The organism is Methylobacterium sp. Leaf99 (genome assembly GCF_001422375.1).
GTDB lineage: Bacteria > Pseudomonadota > Alphaproteobacteria > Rhizobiales > Beijerinckiaceae > Methylobacterium.
In genome coordinates, this window is record NZ_LMMU01000001.1 from 785,127 (window position 1) to 803,461 (window position 18,335).

18 protein-coding genes are annotated in these 18,335 nt (G+C 71.1%); 10 read left to right on the top strand and 8 right to left on the bottom strand.

Going from position 1 to position 18,335, the window contains the following annotated elements:
- Positions 1 to 125: 125 nt before the first annotated feature.
- The 3 genes from ASF28_RS03610 to ASF28_RS03620 are packed head-to-tail and all read right to left on the bottom strand — an operon-like array spanning position 126 to position 2,313.
- On the bottom strand, positions 126 to 464 hold the full coding sequence (locus tag ASF28_RS03610; protein WP_056087778.1) for a DUF3325 domain-containing protein: 339 nt from the start codon (positions 462 to 464) through the stop codon (positions 126 to 128).
- Positions 461 to 1,981, bottom strand: coding sequence for a PepSY-associated TM helix domain-containing protein (locus ASF28_RS03615; protein WP_056087781.1), 1,521 nt, complete (start codon positions 1,979 to 1,981; stop codon positions 461 to 463). The genes ASF28_RS03610 and ASF28_RS03615 overlap by 4 nt, the downstream gene beginning before the upstream one ends.
- Entirely contained in the window at positions 1,978 to 2,313 is a 336-nt protein-coding gene (locus ASF28_RS03620) for a hypothetical protein (RefSeq protein WP_056087784.1), read from the bottom strand. Before ASF28_RS03620 ends, ASF28_RS03615 begins: the two co-directional genes overlap by 4 nt.
- Positions 2,314 to 2,775: 462 nt before the next feature.
- Between ASF28_RS03620 and minC (ASF28_RS03625) the strand changes: the two genes are divergently transcribed.
- From minC (ASF28_RS03625) to ASF28_RS03645, 5 genes are all read left to right on the top strand, one after another.
- On the top strand, positions 2,776 to 3,435 hold the full coding sequence (gene minC / locus ASF28_RS03625) for a septum site-determining protein MinC (RefSeq protein ID WP_056087788.1): 660 nt from the start codon (positions 2,776 to 2,778) through the stop codon (positions 3,433 to 3,435).
- A 127-nt stretch (positions 3,436 to 3,562) separates the two neighbouring features.
- Entirely contained in the window at positions 3,563 to 4,264 is a 702-nt protein-coding gene (gene minC / locus ASF28_RS03630; protein WP_056087790.1) for a septum site-determining protein MinC, read from the top strand.
- A 14-nt stretch (positions 4,265 to 4,278) separates the two neighbouring features.
- Entirely contained in the window at positions 4,279 to 5,094 is an 816-nt protein-coding gene (minD, locus tag ASF28_RS03635; RefSeq protein ID WP_056087793.1) for a septum site-determining protein MinD, read from the top strand.
- Positions 5,091 to 5,357, top strand: coding sequence for a cell division topological specificity factor MinE (gene minE, locus ASF28_RS03640; RefSeq protein ID WP_056087796.1), 267 nt, complete (start codon positions 5,091 to 5,093; stop codon positions 5,355 to 5,357). The genes minD and minE overlap by 4 nt, the downstream gene beginning before the upstream one ends.
- A gap of 214 nt (positions 5,358 to 5,571) precedes the next feature.
- On the top strand, positions 5,572 to 5,700 hold the full coding sequence (locus ASF28_RS03645; RefSeq protein WP_056087800.1) for a hypothetical protein: 129 nt from the start codon (positions 5,572 to 5,574) through the stop codon (positions 5,698 to 5,700).
- A gap of 92 nt (positions 5,701 to 5,792) precedes the next feature.
- Here the strand turns inward: ASF28_RS03645 and ASF28_RS03650 are convergent, their stop codons facing one another.
- Together ASF28_RS03650 and ASF28_RS03655 are read right to left on the bottom strand one after the other, a co-directional pair.
- A complete protein-coding gene (locus ASF28_RS03650) occupies positions 5,793 to 7,418 on the bottom strand; it encodes an ABC-F family ATP-binding cassette domain-containing protein (protein WP_056087803.1) in 1,626 nt (541 codons plus the stop codon).
- A 177-nt stretch (positions 7,419 to 7,595) separates the two neighbouring features.
- Positions 7,596 to 8,777, bottom strand: a complete 1,182-nt coding sequence (locus ASF28_RS03655) for a patatin-like phospholipase family protein (protein ID WP_443189706.1) — start codon at positions 8,775 to 8,777, stop codon at positions 7,596 to 7,598.
- Between the two features lie 404 nt (positions 8,778 to 9,181).
- Here ASF28_RS03655 and ASF28_RS03660 point away from each other — a divergent pair, with 404 nt between their 5' ends.
- On the top strand, positions 9,182 to 10,315 hold the full coding sequence (locus ASF28_RS03660; protein ID WP_056087808.1) for a histidine kinase dimerization/phosphoacceptor domain -containing protein: 1,134 nt from the start codon (positions 9,182 to 9,184) through the stop codon (positions 10,313 to 10,315).
- Positions 10,312 to 10,761, top strand: coding sequence for a response regulator (locus ASF28_RS03665; RefSeq protein WP_056087811.1), 450 nt, complete (start codon positions 10,312 to 10,314; stop codon positions 10,759 to 10,761). The genes ASF28_RS03660 and ASF28_RS03665 overlap by 4 nt, the downstream gene beginning before the upstream one ends.
- A 10-nt stretch (positions 10,762 to 10,771) precedes the next feature.
- Here the strand turns inward: ASF28_RS03665 and ASF28_RS03670 are convergent, their stop codons facing one another.
- On the bottom strand, positions 10,772 to 12,682 hold the full coding sequence (locus tag ASF28_RS03670) for an ABC transporter ATP-binding protein (RefSeq protein WP_056087812.1): 1,911 nt from the start codon (positions 12,680 to 12,682) through the stop codon (positions 10,772 to 10,774).
- Between the two features lie 235 nt (positions 12,683 to 12,917).
- Here ASF28_RS03670 and ASF28_RS03675 point away from each other — a divergent pair, with 235 nt between their 5' ends.
- From ASF28_RS03675 to ASF28_RS03685, 3 genes are all read left to right on the top strand, one after another.
- Positions 12,918 to 13,472 carry a helix-hairpin-helix domain-containing protein gene (locus ASF28_RS03675; RefSeq protein ID WP_056087815.1) on the top strand — a complete coding sequence of 185 codons (555 nt, stop codon included), beginning with the start codon at positions 12,918 to 12,920 and terminating at the stop codon, positions 13,470 to 13,472.
- Positions 13,473 to 13,556: 84 nt separating this feature from the next.
- Positions 13,557 to 13,772 (top strand): hypothetical protein, encoded by a 216-nt coding sequence (locus ASF28_RS03680; RefSeq protein WP_056087818.1) that lies wholly within the window; start codon positions 13,557 to 13,559, stop codon positions 13,770 to 13,772.
- A gap of 7 nt (positions 13,773 to 13,779) precedes the next feature.
- Positions 13,780 to 14,595 (top strand): metallophosphoesterase family protein, encoded by an 816-nt coding sequence (locus ASF28_RS03685; RefSeq protein WP_056087821.1) that lies wholly within the window; start codon positions 13,780 to 13,782, stop codon positions 14,593 to 14,595.
- Positions 14,596 to 15,248: 653 nt separating this feature from the next.
- Here ASF28_RS03685 and ASF28_RS03690 read toward each other — a convergent pair.
- Complete coding sequence (locus ASF28_RS03690) at positions 15,249 to 15,863, bottom strand: GNAT family N-acetyltransferase (protein ID WP_056087823.1); 615 nt, start codon at positions 15,861 to 15,863, stop codon at positions 15,249 to 15,251.
- Complete coding sequence (locus ASF28_RS03695) at positions 15,863 to 18,223, bottom strand: Orn/Lys/Arg decarboxylase N-terminal domain-containing protein (protein WP_056087826.1); 2,361 nt, start codon at positions 18,221 to 18,223, stop codon at positions 15,863 to 15,865. Before ASF28_RS03695 ends, ASF28_RS03690 begins: the two co-directional genes overlap by 1 nt.
- Positions 18,224 to 18,335: the final 112 nt, after the last annotated feature.

Here is an 18,335-nt window from a genome sequence, read left to right on the forward strand (position 1 = left end):
GCGCGCGGATGCCGGACGCGACAGTGCGGAGCGCGGGGCCGCCCCCGCCATCCACATGGGCCGAGTGCGCAGACCGCCTGAATCGCCCCGCAGGCGCCGTCGGGTCGCCCGACGCCGGAGCGGCCTCAGGCGAGGAAGGCCGCGACGGCGGCCAGCGGCAGGGCGAGGATGGCCGCGGGGCGGACCCAGCCGGGCCGGTACGAGACGAGGCCGACGAGGACCAGGGCGGCCCCCGTCAGGGAGCCGAGCCACTGCACCGGCCCGAAATTCCAGTCCGCCGTGAGGATGGCGGCGGCGAAGGAGACGGCGATCCCGCACCAGCCGGTCCAGCGCAGGGCCCGCGCCCGTTTTCGCGAGGGGGACCCGTGGAAGATGGCGCGGTGGTGGCGGTCCATGGCGAGGCACAGGGCGCTGAGCCCGGCGAAGCTGAGGGCGAGGTTGAGGAGGACGGAAGACGGGGTCATGCGCGGGCCAATGTCTGGGCGGTGCGGGCGACGCGGGTCCGCCGCACGTCCTCGTACCGCGACAGCGTCCAGGCGCCGGAACCGAGGCCGGCGGCGATGGCGACCATGGCGAGGTCGAACCAGACGAAGTCGAGGCCGCGATCCGTGGTCAGGGCGCCGACGAGGGGCAGGCTGAGGAACAGGAGGCCGGCCACCGTACCCATCTCGCGCCAGGTCCGACCGTGCGGCCGGGCGAACCCGACCAGGGCGGCGAGGCCCCAGGCGGCGAAGAACGCGCCGCCCTCCCAGGCGGCGCGCGCCTCCAGGGCCACGGGCAGGAGCCGGTTGGCGAGGAAGAACGCCGCGATGCCGATGGGCAGGCCGAGGACGGTGCCGAGGTTGAGGCCGCGCACGAGGCGCAGGCCGAATCCGGGCGCTAGCCCGGGCTTCGGCGCCCGCGCCACGCTCCACAGGACGAGGCCCGTGGCGATGGTGGCCGAGCCCATGAGGCCGCAGAGGAAGAACAGCCCCCGCAGGGCCGGCCCGGCGAAATGCGCCTCGTGCAGGCCGAGGAAGCTGGTGAAGGCGTGGGCGGCGGGCTTCAGGGTCCCGAGGCGGGCGACGACCTCCCCCGAGACCGCCTCGAACGCGACCTGGGGGTGGCGGTGGGCCAGGCCCTTCGGTTCCTCGAACACCGCCACCACCGTGGAGGCGGCGTCGCCCGGATTGTTGACGATGACCATCTCCAGGGGCTCGGAGACCTCCGCCCGCGCCCGGTCGACGAGGGGCGCCAGGGGCAGGGCCTCGGCGGGGCGCCCGGCGGCGGCCCGCCAGGCCGGGGTCTGGCCGGCCTCGACGTAGAACCGCATCTCGTCGCCCCTGTAGGCCGAGGCGATGCCCCAGGGCATGAGCGTGAAGGCGAGGGTGACGATGCCCGTATAGGTGATCATGAGGTGGAACGGCAAGGCGAGGACGCCGGTGACGTTGTGGGCGTCGAGCCAGCCGCGCTGGGCCGAGCGGTCGCGCCGGAAGGTGAAGAAGTCGGCAAAGATGCGCCGGTGGGTGACGATGCCGGAGACGAGGGCGACGAGCAGCACCAGAGCGCTGGCGCCGACGATCCAGCGGCCGAGCATCGGCATCATCTGGAGTTCGTAATGGAAGCGGTAGAGGAAATCGCCGCCCTGCGTCGCCCGCGCCGTGGTGGGCTGGCCGGTTTCGGCATCCAGGCTCGCCTGCCGGATCGGCGCCTCGAAGCTGTCGAGCCAGTACACGCCGATGAGGGGGCGGTCCTCCTGTGGCAGGGAGACGAACCACGACACGGCTTTGGGCGCATGGACCTTGAGGTAGGCCGCGCCCCGCTCGGCGGCGACGCCCGGCGCGACGGCGGCGGCGCGCAGTTCGGGCCGCATCCACAGGGAGATGTCGGTCCGGTAGTAGGTCGCCGTGCCGGTCACGAACACGCAGAACATCACCCAGCCGGTCACGAGGCCGGACCAGGTGTGCAGCCACGCCATGGATTGGCGAAACCCGCGTCTCATGCCGGGGGCGCCGTATCCACCAGGGCGAGGGCGAGCCAGAGGCCGCCGGCCAGGAGCGCCGCGGGCACGGCGAGGCCGAGGGCGGCCCGGGCCAGGGTCCGGGCGGCGAACACCCAGACCACGGCGCCGACCATGATGGCGAAGCTGAGGAGCGTCGCCGTCGCCACGGCCTCGGAGCGGACCATGGGCAGGACGAGGGACAGGAACGCCGTGGACAGGGCGGCGACGCCGTAGGCGCCGAAGGTGGCCAGCACGACGCGGCCGGCGACGGCGGCGCGGACGCGCCAGCCGAGGCCTCGGCCGGGGTTTCGCAGGGCGGCTTCGTCCGGCATCGCGGCACCTTCTCGGGGCGGGACGGCAGCCGGGCGCATTCCCATGGAAACGCCGCACCGTCACGGAAGAGATCGGCCCCGCTATAGCGATCCGCGTCTTCGGCCGGCAATCGCTATGTTGTGGAATCATTCCAAGGTTGCTGTCGCACGGTGCCATGGTCCATGCTGACATCTCCCGTCGCGGTACTTTCCGGCGGGACAGGTCTTTCACCGGGGCGCTCACGCCAAATCGTGTTGACGGCCCGAATGGGTGTCCACGTGCGGTCCCACTCCGGGCTACGATGGCGGCCGAGACGCCTCAAGCGACGCCTACAGAGACACCTGCCCGGACATGCTGCGGGGTTGCCGTCGAGGACGGACCCCGGCCCCTCTCGTCAGAAGATCGATGCCGTGACCGCAAGCTCCGCCCCCACGCCCGCGACCCCCGCCCGCCCCCCGATCCGCTTCCGCGGCCGCTCGTTCATGGCCCTGGTGCTGGCCCCCGTGCCGCCCGTGGCCGACTGGCTGGAGGAACTCGACGCCCTGGCGCGGCGCTCGCCGGCCTTCTTCGTCGGGCGTCCGGTGATCCTGGAGGTCTCGGGGGCCGGCCTCGACCGGGAGAGCCTGCGCGCCCTCGTGGCCGCGTTGTCCGATCGCGCCGTCACCGTCATGGGCATCGAGGGGGCCGGCCCCGGCCTCCTCGGCGACGGCCTGCCGCCGCCCCTGGCCGGCGGGCGCCCCGTGGAGGAGGTCGCCGCCCCGGAGGCGGAGGCGCCCGAGGGCCGGATGTCCGTGGCCCCGGCGCCCGCGCCGGCCCGCTCCCTCATCCTCGACGCCCCCGTGCGCTCGGGGCAGACGGTGCTGCACCTCGAGGGCGACATCACCGTCATGGGCTCGGTGGCGTCGGGCGCCGAGGTCATCGCCGGGGGCTCGCTCCACGTCTACGGCGCCCTGCGCGGGCGCGCCATCGCGGGGGCGGCGGGCAACCCGGAGGCGCGCATCACCTGCCGCAAGTTCGAGCCCGAACTCATCGCCATCGACGGGCTCTACCGCACGGCCGACGACCTCGGCCCCGTCCAGCGCGGCCTGCCGGCGCAGGTGCGCCTCGACGGCGACGCCATCAAGGTGGCGGCGCTCGACTGAGCGATCTGTGGTCCCGGGATCACGGTATCCCGGGACAGGGGCAATCATTCATCCTTTGAACACGGGTCGTTAACGAAGCGGTAACCATACCGGGCATCAATGGTCTGGTAAGGAATCGCGAGACGCCGTGACCAGCGCCCCCACTCCCCGCCGATCCGTTGAGCTTCGCGGCCGTGCCTTCAAGGCGCTCGTCCTGGCCCCGGAGCTGCCGCTTCCCGATTGGTTCGCCGATCTGGACGAAGCCCTCAAGCGCTCGCCGACGCTGTTCGACGGGCGCGCCCTGATCCTCGACGTCGCGGCCCTGGCGCCGGACGCCCCCAGCCTCGACACGCTGCTGTCCGATCTCGGCAGCCGTCGCATCCGCATCCTCGGCATCGAGGGTACGGCGCTTCCCCTCGTCGGACCGGGGCGCCCGCCCCTGCTGAACGCGGGACGACCGGTCTCGACCCTCGAGATCCCCACCGTGCCGGAGGAGCCGCCGGCGCCCCCGGAGCCCGCCACCACCTCCCTCACCATCGAGGGGTCCGTGCGGTCGGGCCAGTCCATCGTCCACCCCACCGGCGACGTCACCGTCATGGGCTCGGTCTCTTCGGGGGCCGAGATCCTCGCCGGCGGGTCCATCCACGTCTACGGCGCCCTGCGGGGGCGCGCCATTGCCGGCGCCGCCCGCAACCCCCGCGCCCGCATCTGCTGCCGCAAGTTCGAGCCCGAACTCCTCGGCATCGACCGCCTCGTCCGCACGGCCGAGGACATGGGCACCCACCTGCGCGGCCAGGCCGTGCAGATCTGGCTCGATGGCGGCGCCATCAAATTCGCATCCTTGGATTGAGGGAGACAGCTCGTATGGCCAAAATTCTGGTCGTGACATCAGGCAAGGGCGGCGTCGGCAAGACGACGACGACGGCGGCCCTCGGTGCGGCGCTCGCGCAGGCGGGCCAGAGCGTGGCGGTGGTCGATTTCGACGTCGGCCTGCGCAACCTCGACCTCGTGATGGGCGCCGAGCGGCGCGTGGTCTACGACCTCATCAACGTGGTCAACGGCGACGCCAAGCTCAACCAGGCCCTCATCCGCGACAAGCGCCTGGAGAACCTCTCCCTGCTGCCGGCCTCGCAGACCCGCGACAAGGACGCGCTCACGGACGAGGGCGTCGCCCGGGTGATGAACGAGCTGCGTGAAAAGTTCGACTGGGTGATCTGCGATTCCCCCGCCGGCATCGAGCGCGGCGCGACCCTGGCCATGCGCCACGCCGATCTGGCCGTGGTGGTGACCAACCCCGAGGTCTCCTCGGTGCGCGATTCCGACCGGATCATCGGGCTCCTCGACTCGAAGACCCTCAAGGCCGAGCGCGGCGAGACCATGGAGAAGCACCTCATCCTCACCCGCTACGACGCCGCCCGGGCCGACCGGGGCGACATGCTCAAGATCGACGACGTGCTGGAGATCCTCTCGATCCCCCTGCTCGCCATCATCCCCGAGAGCATGGAAGTCCTGCGCGCTTCCAACGTCGGCTGCCCGGTGACCCTCAACAACCCGCTCTGCGCCCCGTCCCGCGCCTACATCGACGCGGTCCGCCGCCTCAAGGGCGACACGGTGCCGATGGCGGTCCCCTCGGACAAGAAATCCCTCCTCAACAAGCTGTTCACCCGGAGGGCGGCATGAGCCTTCGCAAGATGTTCAACCGCCGGGGGTCCGCGCCGGTGGCGCGGGACCGCCTTCAGCTCATCCTCGCGCATGAGCGCGGGAATGCCGGCGGCTCCGACCTGGTGATGATTCTTCGCGAGGAGATCCTGGCGGTCATCGCCAAGCACGTCATCGTCGAGCAGGACAAGGTCCAGATCCGCCTGGACCGGGGCAAGGACGTCTCGACGCTGGGCGTCGACATCGAACTCCCCGTCCCCCTGGTGGCCCGCAAGGCGGCTTGAGCCCGGATCGGTGGTTCCGAAGCGCGCGGGGTGTGAACCACACCCCGCGCGAAAAACGTGTCGGGCGGCGGCGAACGGCCCCGCCGGGTTCGAGGCGTGCCGGTAGGGTCGATGCCGGCCGCCGCGCGCATCCGCGGGAACAGGGGCCGGACCCCGCGTGTTGATGGGTCAAGCTGCGCCGTTGTCGTCGGCGCCCTCACACCCGGAGCCAGCCATGAGCCTCATCGGACGCCTCGTCACCAAGATCCTCGGCAACGAAGACCGCCCCGTGGTGCGCGACGAGCGCAACTACGAGTCGAGCAGCCCCATCGGCCGCCTCGTGACCAAGCTGCTGCGCAAGTAACGCCTTGTCGGAGCGCCGCCGCCCCTGAGGACGGCGGCGCGGCTTTCCGCGTCCCGGCGGAATGACAGCCTTGCATCGCCAAAGGACGCCGTTCAGGCCGCCCGGCGCTTGCCCTTCTTCTCCCGTCCCTGCCCCGGCGCGCGCTGGCCGGCCCGGGTGCGGTCGAGGACGAACCGGGCGTAGTCGTCCATGTCGCCGGCGAACGGCTTGACGGTGTTGTCCGCCGCCAGCCACAGGCGGTCGGCGACGAGTTCCATCAGCGAGCGATCGTGGGTGATGAGGATGACGGCGCCGGCGTAATCGTTGAGCGCGTCGAGGAGCGCCCGCCGGCTGTCGATGTCGAGGTGGTTGGTCGGCTCGTCGAGGATGAGCAGGTGCGGCGCCTGCATGGCCACGAGGTTCAGGAGCAGCCGCGCCCGCTCGCCGCCCGACAGGGCGTCCACCGTCGTCTCCTGCTTGTCGAAGGCGAGGCCGAAGCTCGCGAGCTTGGCCCGCCGCGCCGACTCGCTGTCGTCCGGCCGCTCGCGGCGGATGATGGCCAGGGGCGTGTCCTTCGGGTCCATGGCCTCGATCTGGTGCTGGTGGAACCAGCCGACCTGGACCCGGCCCTCGCGCACCATCCGGCCGTCCCGCACGGACAGGGCACCCGCCGCCATCTTGGCGAAGGTGGACTTGCCGGCGCCGTTGACGCCGAGCAGGCCGATGCGGTCGTCGACATCGAGGGTGAGGTTGAGGTCGCGCAGGATCGGCGCGTCGTCGCCGTAGCCGATGCTGGCGTCGGTCAGATGCATCAGGGGCGGCGCCAGGGGGCGCTTCGGGGACGGTAGGTGGAACGGCGCCACGTGCTCCTCGATGGTGGTGGCGATGGGCTCCATCTTGGCGAGGCGCTTCATCCGCGACTGGGCCTGGGCGGCCTTGGAGGCGGAGGCCTTGAACCGGTCGACGAAGCTCTGGAGGTGGGCGCGCTCGGCCTCCTGCTTCACCTTGGTCGAGGCCTGCAGGCGCGCCTTCTCGGCCCGGCGCTTTTCGAAGTCGTCGTAGCCGCCGGTGTAGAGTTCGAGCTTCTCCCCCGCGACATGCAGGATGGCGTCGACGGAATTGTTCAGGAGTTCGCGGTCGTGGGAGATGATGAGGGCCGAGTGCGGGTAGCGCTTGAGCCGCGCCTCCAGCCACAGGGCGCCCTCGAGGTCGAGGTAGTTGGTCGGCTCGTCGAGGAGCAGCATGTCGGGCTCGGCGAACAGGGCGGCGGCCAGCGCCACGCGCATACGCCAGCCGCCGGAGAACTCGGCCATGGGCCGCTCGAGGTCGGCGACGGAGAAGCCGAGGCCGGCCAGGATCTCGCCGGCCCGCGCCGGGGCCCGGTCGGCGTCGATCTCGATGAGGCGGCCGTAGATCTCGCCCATGCGCTCGGGCTCGGCGGTCTCGAGCTCGGCGTTCAGGGCCTCGCGCTCGGTGTCGGCGGCCAGAATCGTGTCGATGAGGCTGATGGGGGTGGCCGGGTGCTCCTGGTCGACGCTCGCCACGCGGGCGGTCTTCGGCAGCAGGATCGCGCCGCCGTCGGGCTGGAACTCGCCGAGGATGATCTTGAACAGGGTCGACTTGCCGACGCCGTTGCGGCCCACCAGCCCGACCTTGGAGCCGGGCGGGATCGCCACGCTGGCGCGGTCGAAGAAGCGCCGGCCCCAGGCGCTGAAGGTGAGGTCTTCGATCTGGATCATTGCGGGGTCACGGTTCGCCGAGGGGGCGCGGGCTCACGAGCGACCCACGGGGAACGGCTTCCTACCGCATTGCAGCATCGGACACGAGGGCCACCCCCGCAGGGGTGGCCCCCGTTCTTGGGCTGGGATTTTCGGGCCACCCCCGCAAGGATGGCCCTCGTTCGCGCGGTCCGCCCGTCAGCGCGCCTCGGCCACGGTCTTCAGCAGGGGCGAGGTCGGCACGCTCTTGCGCCAGAAGGTGCCCGTGCGGCCGGCGGCGTAGCCGCTCTCGTAGAGGCCCCGCATGTAGCCGGTGTCGAAGCCCTTCGCCGCCGTGGTGTTGGGCGCGGATTCGTCGATGTAGGTCAGGTTGAAGCCGATGCCGTTGGCGCGGGTGAAGGCGTAGGTGGTCGCCATGGTCGCGCGGCTGCGGGCGCGGCTCGCCGTGGTGAACGCGCGCTCGACGATGGACAGGGTGTTGTTCTGCGCGAGATCGAATTCCGGCTCCAGGCGCCCGTTGATGATGACGTAGATGTCCGACTTGGCGCCGGCCTTGAAGCGCCCGTCGCGCAGGAGGAACGATTGCGGCAGGGTGAACACCGGCGTCACCACCGAACCGTCGACGTGCATCTCCTGGAAGGCGCGGCCCTCCGCCTGCACGTCGAGGAGCTGGGGCGGGAACACCGCCGGAATGCTGGCCGAGGCGGTCAGCACGTCGGCGAACAGGTCGAGGGCGGTGGGTCCGCCATTGGCCGCGATGGCGCCCATGTTCCAGATCACGGCGCGCTGGGAATCGAGGTTCGTGGTCACCACGAGGAGGCGGCGGCCCTTGGCGTGCTGGACGGCGACGGCCGCCAGGAGCTCGGGCGTGACGTAGCGGCGCACGAGGCCGCGCAGGCGCCCGTCGCCGAACAGGCCGGAGCCGAACAGCACGTTGGCGACGCTCGGCGACTGCACCAGGGTCGAGGCGACGCCGCTGGTGTAGATGTCCTTCAGGACCGCGTCGTATTCCGGCCCGACGAAGGCGAAGGGCGCGATGAGGGCGCCCGTGGAGACCCCCGACACCAGGGAGAATTCCGGGCGCTTGCCGGATTCCGTCCAGCCGTTGAGGATTCCGGCGCCGTAGGCCCCGTCGCCGCCGCCGCCCGAGAGGGCGAGGTAGGCGAACGGCACCTTCTTGTTCTCGGGCCGCGCGGCCATCTCGGTGAAGGTCGTCTCCGCCGCGTCCGCGTAGGCGCGCACGGCGAGGTCCATGCCCGGCACCGTGGCGGCGGCGGCCTCGCCGGCGCTGTACGCGATCCGGGGCGTCGAGCCGCAGGCACCGAGCTGACCGGCCACGAGCAGGGCCAGCACACCGCGCGACCATCCGAGACGAGACATCGACATTTCCTAAAAAAACCGCCCGACCCAACGGCCCATGCCTAGCACGAAAAACCAGCTTGGCCGTTCGGGTGTTCCACCCGCCGAAAGCTTCCGTGCGGTCACGTTGCATCGCGGTCACAGATGATCCCCGGATGCTGGAACGATCACCGGAGATTCCGGCGCGGAACCCCCTTCGCCGGACCCCTGTGCGAATTGAACTTCTTCACGCCTCCGGCATTTGAAGCGGGGTACGGCAACGGTTAAGGTCCGGTGCCCTCCCGAAACCCTCAGCCGCTCCCTCCCACGGAGCGCGACGTCGGAGCGTCCCGCGAGGGGCCGGTCCCGGGCGGGTGCGGCACGCGATCGAACGGCACGGATGGGATTGCCCTGCGGCCCTGGGGCCACAGGCGGAAGGCAGGACGATGGAACGGGACGACGCCTGGCACCTCACGGACGACCTCATGGTCGAGCACGGCAAGGGCGATCCCTTCGCCGCCGCCATCCGGGCGACGCGCATGGCGATGATCGTCACCGACCCGCGCCGGGACGACAACCCCATCGTGTTCGTCAACGACGCCTTCCTGAAGCTGTCGGGCTACGGCCGCGACGAGATCATGGGCACCAATTGCCGGTTCCTGCAGGGGGCCGACACCGATCGCGGCGCCGTGCGGCAGATCCGCGAGGCCGTCGCGGCGCGGCGCGACATCGCCATCGACATCCTGAACTACCGCAAGGACGGGTCCTCGTTCTGGAACGCGCTCTACATGAGCCCGGTGACGAACGAGGAGGGGGAGCTGCTCTACTTCTTCGCCTCGCAGCTCGACATCACCGACCGCGTCGACGCGCAGGCGCGGATTCGGGACGAGAAGGAGCATTTCGAGCGCGAGGTCGCCAAGCGCACCCGCGAGCTGACGGAGGCGCTGGCGGCGAAGACCATGCTGGTCCACGAGGTCGACCATCGGGTGAAGAACAACCTCCAGATGATCGCCTCGCTCCTGACCATGCAGACCCGCGCCATCGCCGATCCCACGGCGCGCGCGGCGATGAAGACCATGCTGACCCGGATCGAGGCGCTGGGCACGGTGCACAAGCGGCTCTACCAGTCGCAGGACGTCCAGCGCTTCGACGTGGCGGAGTTCGCCCGCGAGCTCGCCTCCGACCTCGTGCGCGGCTCGGGCCGGGCCGGCCTCCGCCTGCATTGCGACCTCGAAGCGGTGGAGGTCCCCGTCGAGAAGGCGCCGCCCATCGCCCTGATCATGAACGAGCTCATCACCAACGCCCTCAAGCACGCCTTTCCGGGCGACGCGCCCGGACGGCTCTCGATCACGGTCAAGCCCGACGGCGATCACTTCGGGATCGGGATCGTCGACGACGGCGTCGGCATGCCGCCCGACATCCTGGGCCATCGCTCCTTCGGCAAGCGCCTGGTGGAAAGCTTGGCACGCCAGTTGAACGCGCGTATCGCTTGGCAACCCGCCGGGTCCGGACCGCGGCCCGGAACCCGGATCGACATCCGACTGCCCCTCGAGACCGCCACCAGCAGGGAGACAGCGTGAGTGAACCCCTTCGGGTCCTGATCGCGGAGGACGAGGCGCTCATCCTGATGCAGCTCGAGTTCCTGCTCGAGGATGGCGGACACGTGGTCGTCGGCACGGCCGCCACGGCGGACGAGGCGATCCGCCTGGCGCGCGAGACCCGCCCCGACATCGTGCTCGTGGACCTGCAGCTGCGCGACGGCTCGTCCGGCCTCGACATCGTCCGGGCCCTGCGGGACGAGTCCGCGGCCATGCTGGTGTTCGTCACCGCCAACGCCCGCCGCTTCACCGACGATTTCGAGGGCGCGGCCGGGGTGATCGCCAAGCCGTTCACCGAGGCGGTGATCCTCGACACCATGGCGTATCTCGAAGCCTGCGTGCACAACCCGCCGCCCGGAATGGAAGCCCCCCTGGGCCTGACCCTGGCGCCGGATTACCGGGCGCAGTGGGAGAACATGCGGGCGTGACGCCGCGCCCTCAACGGTACCCGGCGGCCTGCAGCTCGAACAGTTCCGCGTAGCGCCCGCCCTTCGCCTGCAGCTCCGCATGGGTGCCGGATTCGAGCACCCGGCCCCCGTCCAGCACGAGGATGCGGTCGGCCATCCGCACCGTCGAGAAGCGATGGGAGATGAGCACCGCCGTGCGGCCCCGACCGAGGTCGCGGAAGCGCCGGAACACCTCGAACTCGGCGCGGGCGTCGAGGGCCGCCGTCGGCTCGTCGAGGATGAGGATCTCGGCCTCGCGCATGTAGGCGCGGCTCAGCGCGATCTTCTGCCACTGGCCGCCGGAGAGATCGACGCCCTCGGCGAAGAGCTTGCCGAGGGGCTGGTCGTAGGCCAGCGGCAGGCGGTCGATGACCGCGTCGGCGAGGCTGCGCCCGGCGGCGCGGGTGATGCGCTCGGGATCGTCGCGGGCCTCGATGCGGCCCACGGCGACGTTCTGGCCGGCCGTGAGGTTGAAGCGCACGAAGTCCTGGAAGATCACGCCGATGCGGCCGCGCAGGTCGTCGAGGTCGTAGTCGGCGAGGGGGCGGCCGTCGAGGAGGACGCGTCCCTCGGTGGGGTCGTAGAGCCGGGTCAGCAGCTTGACGATGGTGGTCTTGCCGGCGCCGTTCTCGCCGACCAGGGCCAGGACCTCGCCGGCGCGGAGATGGAAGTCGAGGTGGCGCACGGCCCAGATGTCCGTGCCCGGATAGCGGAAGCCCACATCCGAGAAGACGATGCCGTGGGTCACGGGGGTGGGGAACGGCACGGGGGCGGCCGGCGAGCGGATGGCCGGGACGAGCGCGAAGAAGGCGAACAGGTCGTCGAGGTACTGCGCCCCGGACGCGATCTGCGAGACGCCCTGGAGCAGGCCCTCGATGAGGGCGCGCAGGCGCTGGAACGAGCCGGCGAGGAAGGCGAGATCGCCGATGGAGAACTGCCCCGCCGCCGTGCGCCAGACCAGGGTGGCGTAGGCGGCGTAGTAGGCGAGCGTCCCGAGGGCCGCGAAGCCGCCGCCCCAGGCGGCGCGGCGCAGGGCCAGGTCGCGGTTGTCGGCGATGAGTTTTTCCGCGAGCACGGCGTAGCGCTCGGCGATGTAGCCGTTGAGGCCGAACAGCTTCACCTCCTTGGCCGACTCGACGCTGGCGCCGAGGGTCCGCAGGTAGTCGATCTGGCGCCGCTCCGGCGTGCGGGTCCAGGCGAGGCGGTAGCCCTGGCGGTTGAAGTGGGTCTCGTTGAGGAAGGCCGGCACCAGGGCCAGGGCCACGAGGAGGATCAGCCAGGGCGCGTAGGCGGCGAGCCCGATGGCGAAGGCCGCGAGGGTGATGAGGTCCTGGCCCTGGCCGAACAGCTGGAACAGCAGGTTCGAGCGGCCGGTGACCTGCCGGCGGGCCCGCTCGAGGCGGTCCTGCTGGGCCGCGTCCTCGAACTGGGCGAGATCGAGGGCGGCGGCGTGGCGCATGAGGCGGAGGCTGGCGGCGTTGCCGTAGCGGTCGGCGACGAGCCCGTCGACGAGGCCGCTCGCCCGGCCGAGGAGATCGGACAGGATGGCGAGGCCGAATTCGAGGGCGACGAGGCCGGCGAGGCGCCCGAGCGCCGGGTCGGAGGTCCAGGCGTCGAGGCCGAGGCCGACGGGGTGCGGGCGGGCGTGCTCGGCCACGATGGCGTCGAGGATGAGTTTCGCCACGTAGAGCATCAGGACGGGCAGGCTCGCCCGAGCCAGGCGCAGGGCGAGGCTCGCCGGCAGCAGGCGCGGGCTCGCCGCGTAGACGAGGCGGGCCAGCGCCGGCAGGTGGCGCAGGGCGCCGAAGCGCTCGGCGAGGGCGCCGCCCGGCGGCGCAGCCCCAGGCGGGGGAGTGGCAGCCCCCGGCAGGGGAGTGAATGGGTCGGGGCGGGGTGCGGGCATCGGCGCGGACCATGGCGGCGGCGGGCGCGAGCGTCGATCCCGCCCGGCCGCGTGCGCCTGTCGCAGGCCCCGCACGGCGCGCGGGATTCGGGCGGACTTTTCTCCGGACAACCCGCCGGCGACGGAAAAGCGATCTTATCGACAGGAGCTTGCGGCCGGCGGCGGCGGCGTCGAGACTCCGATTCGTCCCCCATGGTAAGCGAAACGCCTTGTTCTCGTGCGTGAGTCCGCCTCGATGCTCAGCGGTTCAGCCTTCCTGCGGGTCGTGGTCCTCCTGATCGTGGCGGCCGGACTGGCGGGCATCGTCCAGCTCTACCGGTCGCCCGCCCCGGTGGAGGCCGATCCGGAGCCCGTGGCGACCACCGCCGAGCCGTCGCGCCCGGTGCGCCGGGCCGAGCCCGCACCGGCGCCGCCCGCCGCGCCGGTCCCGGTCCAGCCCGCGCCGGCCCCCCAGGCGATCCCGCCCGCCGCGCCGCCCGCCACACCCGCGCCCGCTGCCCCCGCCCCGGCCGCACCCGCCGCGCCCGCGCCCCTGACGTTCGAGCCCTCCATCGCCGCCGGGGAGGACGACGTCGCCAGCGCCTCCGACAATGCCGGTCCGCGGGCCATGGCCATCGTCGACCTCAACAGCGCCAGCGTCGCCGACCTCAACGGCCTGAAGGGCGGCGGCATGATCGGGCGCGCCATCGTCCAGAAGCGCCCCTACGCGTCCGTGGATCAGCTCCTGTCGAAGCGGGTCCTGAGCCGGAGCACCTACGAGCGGATCAAGGATCAGGTCACCGTGCGTTGAGGGCGCGCGGCGGGTAGCGCCCGGCGCGGCGGATGCCTACACTGAGGCGCGGCGACGCCAGCCGTATCGAGCCCAGGACCGACCATGTTTGCGCAAGCCGGTGGCGTGACCTTTCGCGAGGATCTCGGCGTCGAGGAGACCACCGAGACCGACAACGTCGTCCGCTGGGACGGCGAGAAGCTCTATGTCGAGCACGACATCTACCACAACGGCCAGCTCGTCCACCGCAAGTACCGCAAGACCGTCACCGAGCCCGTGGCCCGGGCGCTCCAGGCGATCATCAACCGCGCGCAGCAATAGACCCGCGTTGCGGCGCCTCGCCCACATCTCCGACCTGCATTTCGGCCGCACCGATCCGGCCGTGGTCGAGGGCCTCGTCACCGAGCTGAACCGCGACCGGCCCGACCTCATCATCGCGTCGGGCGACTTCACCATGCGGGCGCGCAAGGTCGAGTACGAGGCCGCCCGCGCCTTCCTCGCCCGCCTCGACGCGCCCTGGATCGCCGTGCCGGGCAACCACGACATCTCGCCGTTCCACCTGGTGCAGCGCTTCCTGCGGCCGTTCGCGCGCTACCGCCGCTACATCGCGGCCTCGACGGAGCCGACCCACCTCGACGACGAGATCGGCATCGTCTGCCTCAACACCGTGCGGACCTGGGCGCCCGAGGCCGACTGGTCGCAGGGCAAGATCCGGCATCGCCAGATTGTCCAGGCGGAGGCGCGGCTACGGGCGATGCCCAAGGGCGTGTTCCGGATTGTGGTCGGCCACCACCCGTTCATGCCGCCGCCCTGGGACGAGGAAGCCCGCCTCGTCGGCCGCGCCGACCTGGCGCTCGCCGCCTTCCGGCGCCAGGGCGTCGGGCTGACGCTCGCCGGCCACCTCCACCGCCACTACGCCCGCTTCGCGGAAGCCGACGGGGCGGGGCCTGAGAACGATACGGTGGACCGGGGCGTCATGCGCGGCCGGCGCGGGCACCTGCTCGCGGTCCAGGCGGGTTCGGCCACCTCGACGCGCCTGCGCGGCTCGGAGCCCAACGCCTACAACCGCATCGTCATCGCGGACGGCGCCGCCACCGTGACGGTGCGGCTGTGGCACGGCACCGGCTGGCGGGACGCGGAATAGTCGTTCCGCGGGCGCCCCGTGCGCATGCCCGTCTCCCCTTTGCGGGCTACGGCATTCGCACAATCGCGAACGGGCCGATCTCGTGCGGAGACGGGGCTGACGGCATCCGGATGCGGGCGTGAGGCCCACGGGTGCTCCCTCTCCTTCCAGGCACGGCGATCGCAGATGGGTGCATGCGTTCGGGCCGGCCCTTGCCCGTTCGCGCAGAGCGTCTGCGCGCATCCCCCTCTCCCCGCCTGCGGGGAGAGGGCCGCAGGCACCCCGTCGTGCCTGCGGCGACGCAGAGCGTCTGCGCGCATCCCCCTCTCCCCGCCTGCGGGGAGAGGGCCGCAGGCACCCCGTCGTGCCTGCGGCGAGCGAAGGCGAAGCCGCAGCGACGGTGAGGGGGCTGCGTCGAAGGAGTCTCATCCGGATTCGCCCCCTCACCGTCGGCTGCCGCCTCGACGCGCTCCCCGGCAGGGGGGAGACGCGTCCCTCTCCCCGCACGCGGGGCGAGGGGATGCGCACCGGGGCCTCCGCTTCCTCGACAGCCCCTTCGGCGGCGGCTTCAGGCCGCGACCCTCATCTGCAATCGCCCTGCCTTCCAGGAGAGGGGACCCGTGCTGGCCGCGACATGTGTGAATGCCGTAGCCCGCCGGAGGGGGCAGCGCGCCTTACTTCCCGATCCAGTCGTGCCCGGCCACCACCGCCTCCACGGGGCGGGTCCACGTGCCCGGCTGGTCGGTGGCGCCCGAGCCGAGGGCGCATTGGACCATGACGCTGTCGCTCCAGCGGCCGTACTTGTAGCCCACCGCCGGCAGCAGGCCGACGCGCACGAACCCGCAGGCCTCGTGGAGGCGTAAGGACGCCTCGTTCTTCGCGTCGATGTAGCCGATCATCTGGCGGTAGCCGCCCGCCGCGCAGGCCTCGATGAGGGCCGGGAGCAGGCGCCGGCCGATGCCGGCGCTGAGGTGCTCGTGGTGGACGTAGATCGAGTGCTTGAGGGTGTAGCGGTAGGCCGGACGCTTGCGGAACGGCACGGCATAGGCGTAGCCGGCCACGACCCCGTCGCGGTCGGCGACGAGGTGGGGCAGGCGCTTCTTGCGCATGGCCTTGCGGCGCTTCTTGAGGTCGTCCGGGTGGAGCGGGTCCTCCTCGAAGTCGCCGACGTCGCCGACCCCGCGCCGGATGTGGTGGGCGTAGATGTCCACCATGTCGGGCACGTCGGCATCCGACGAGGGCCGGATGACGAGGTCGGGATCGCTCAAAGGTGCGGCCCGCGCCGGCATCAGCGGGTCTCGCGCATGACGCGGGGCTCGCGCATGACGTAGGTGTGGAACCGGATGGTGCCGTCGGGATCGACGTTGCGGAACACGCCCTGGATCTCGGCCTCGAAGCCGGGGAACAGGTTCGCCGAGCGCTCGAACATCTTGAAGTAGTCCAGCATGGGTTTGGCCCGCTCGTCCAATCGCTCGCCCGGCAGCACCGTGCCGATGCCCGGCGGGTAGACCAGAAGCAAGGTCGTCGCCACACGGCCCTCGGCTTCCGCGATGGGCACGTAATCGACGTTGTTGCGGGTCAATTGCTGCACCGCTTCCTTCGGCGTCATCACCATCTCGGGCAGGTGGCCCGGCTCGAACTGCTTGCGCTGCAGGGCGCTGGTGCCGGCCTCGCGGTGGAAGGCGTGGAAGTCGGCGCAGAGGTCGCGCAGGCGCACGCCCTTGTAGCGGTTGGGCCGGCGCCGGACGAACTCGGGCATGGCGTCCTCCAGGGGCACGTTCTCGTCGTGCAGGCGCTTGAAGCCGACGAGGCCGGAGATCAGCGTGCCGGCCTTGGAGGATTCGACGCCGGGCGTCAGGAGGAAGAGCAGGGAGTTGAGGTCGTTCTTCTCCGGCACGATGCGGTTTTCGCGGAGGTACTGCGCCACGATGGGGGCCGGCACGCCGTGGTCGGCGTATTCGCCCGTGCGCCGGTCGAAGCCCGGTGTCAGCACCGTGAGCTTGTTCGGGTCGGTCATGGCGTAGTCGGGCGCCACGTGGGTGAAGCCGTGCCAGGCCGCGCCCGGGGTCAGTTCCCAGTACTTGGCGTTGCCGGCGAGCTCGTCGGTGGAGAGGCTCTCCCACGGCACCTTGCCGTCCGGGCCCTTCACGGTGTCGGGCACGAACGGGTCGAAGAACCAGCGCTTCTGGGGATCGCCCTCCTTCTCCTCGAACTCGCGGCGGATGGCGCGGACCTTCTTGCGCCACTCGATGCCGAGGCGGATGGTGTCGTCCCACAGGACCACGCCCGAGCGGCCCTTCATCATCTGGGCGCCGACGTCGAGGGAGGCGAACAGGGGGTAGAACGGCGAGGTCGAGGCGTGGACGAGGAAGGTCTCGTTGAAGCGGCGGTGCTCGATCCGCCGGGTCTGGCCGCGGATGTGGCTGTCCTTGGTGTGGATCTGCGACGCCTGGGAGAAGCTCGCCAGCTGCTTGTGGGTCGACTGGGTGGCGATGATGCCCGGCGAGGTCTCGTCGAGACCCTTGAGCCCCATGGCGAAGCACCCGGCGAAGAGCGGGTGGAACTTCATGAAGCCGGCCCAGGCCTCGTCGAACAGGATGTAGTCGCAGAGGTGTCCGATCTTATCGACGATCATCTGCGCGTTGTAGATGGTGCCGTCGTAGGTGCACTGCTCGACCACCGCCACTCGGAACGGGCGCTCGCGCTTCCACGCCTCCGGGTCGGTGATCAGGGGGTTGTCGCGGATCTTCTCGCGGATCAGCGTCTCGTCGAGGGCCTCGTGGTACATGGGCCCGATGAGGCCGAAGCAGTTGCGGTCGGTCTCGAGGAAGACCGGGATCGCGCCGCCGAGGAACAGGGCGCCGTGATGGGCCGCCTTGTGGTTGTTGCGGTCGAACAGGACGAGGTCGCCCTCCGCCACCAGGGCCGAGAGCACGATCTTGTTCGAGGCCGAGGTGCCGTTGAGGACGAAGTAGGTCTTCTCCGCCCCGAAGATGACGGCGGCCTCCTTCTGCGCCTTCAGGGCCGGGCCCTCGTGGACCAGGAGGTCGCCGAGGTCGAGGACCGAGTTGTCGAGGTCGTCGCGAAACACCGCCTCGCCGAGGTGCTCGACGAAGATGCGGCCGATGGGCGAGCGGTTGTAGAAGATGCCGCCGTTGTGGCCGGGGCAGGTCCAGAGCTGGTTGCCCTGCTCGGCGTAGTCGACGAGCGCCCCGAAGAACGGCGTCTTCAGGGTCTCGGCGTACTGCTTCACCCGGCTGACGAGGCCGCGGGCGATGTAGTCCGGGGTCTCCTCGGCGAGGAAGATGTAGCCGTCGATGAAGTCCAGCACCTCGACGGGGATGTCCTCCAGGCGCTTCCGGCGGACCATGATCACGATGGGCATTTCCAGCCCGCGCTTGCGCATGAGGTTGATCAGCGCCGCCGCCTTGCCGTCGAGGCCGCGCTTGCCCCAATCCACCACCATGCAGCCGATGGCGGAATCGGTCTGGACCGCGATGGCCGCGTCCTCCACGCGCCGGGCCCGCACCACCTCGAAGCCGAGTTTCTCGATGGAGGTGAGGATCTGCTGGACGCGCACGCCCTCGAGGTCGTCCGGATCGAAGTTCGGCGCGCACATCAGCACGGTGAAGCGGCGGAAGAAGTCCATGCGGGGAAGGCTCCAGACGGGGTTGGGCGCACCGTTCGCGCCGGGAGGTGACGCTTCGATGACGGACGTGGGCGGGGCGCGGGGATTTCAGGCGCTCCGCCGCGCGACAGGA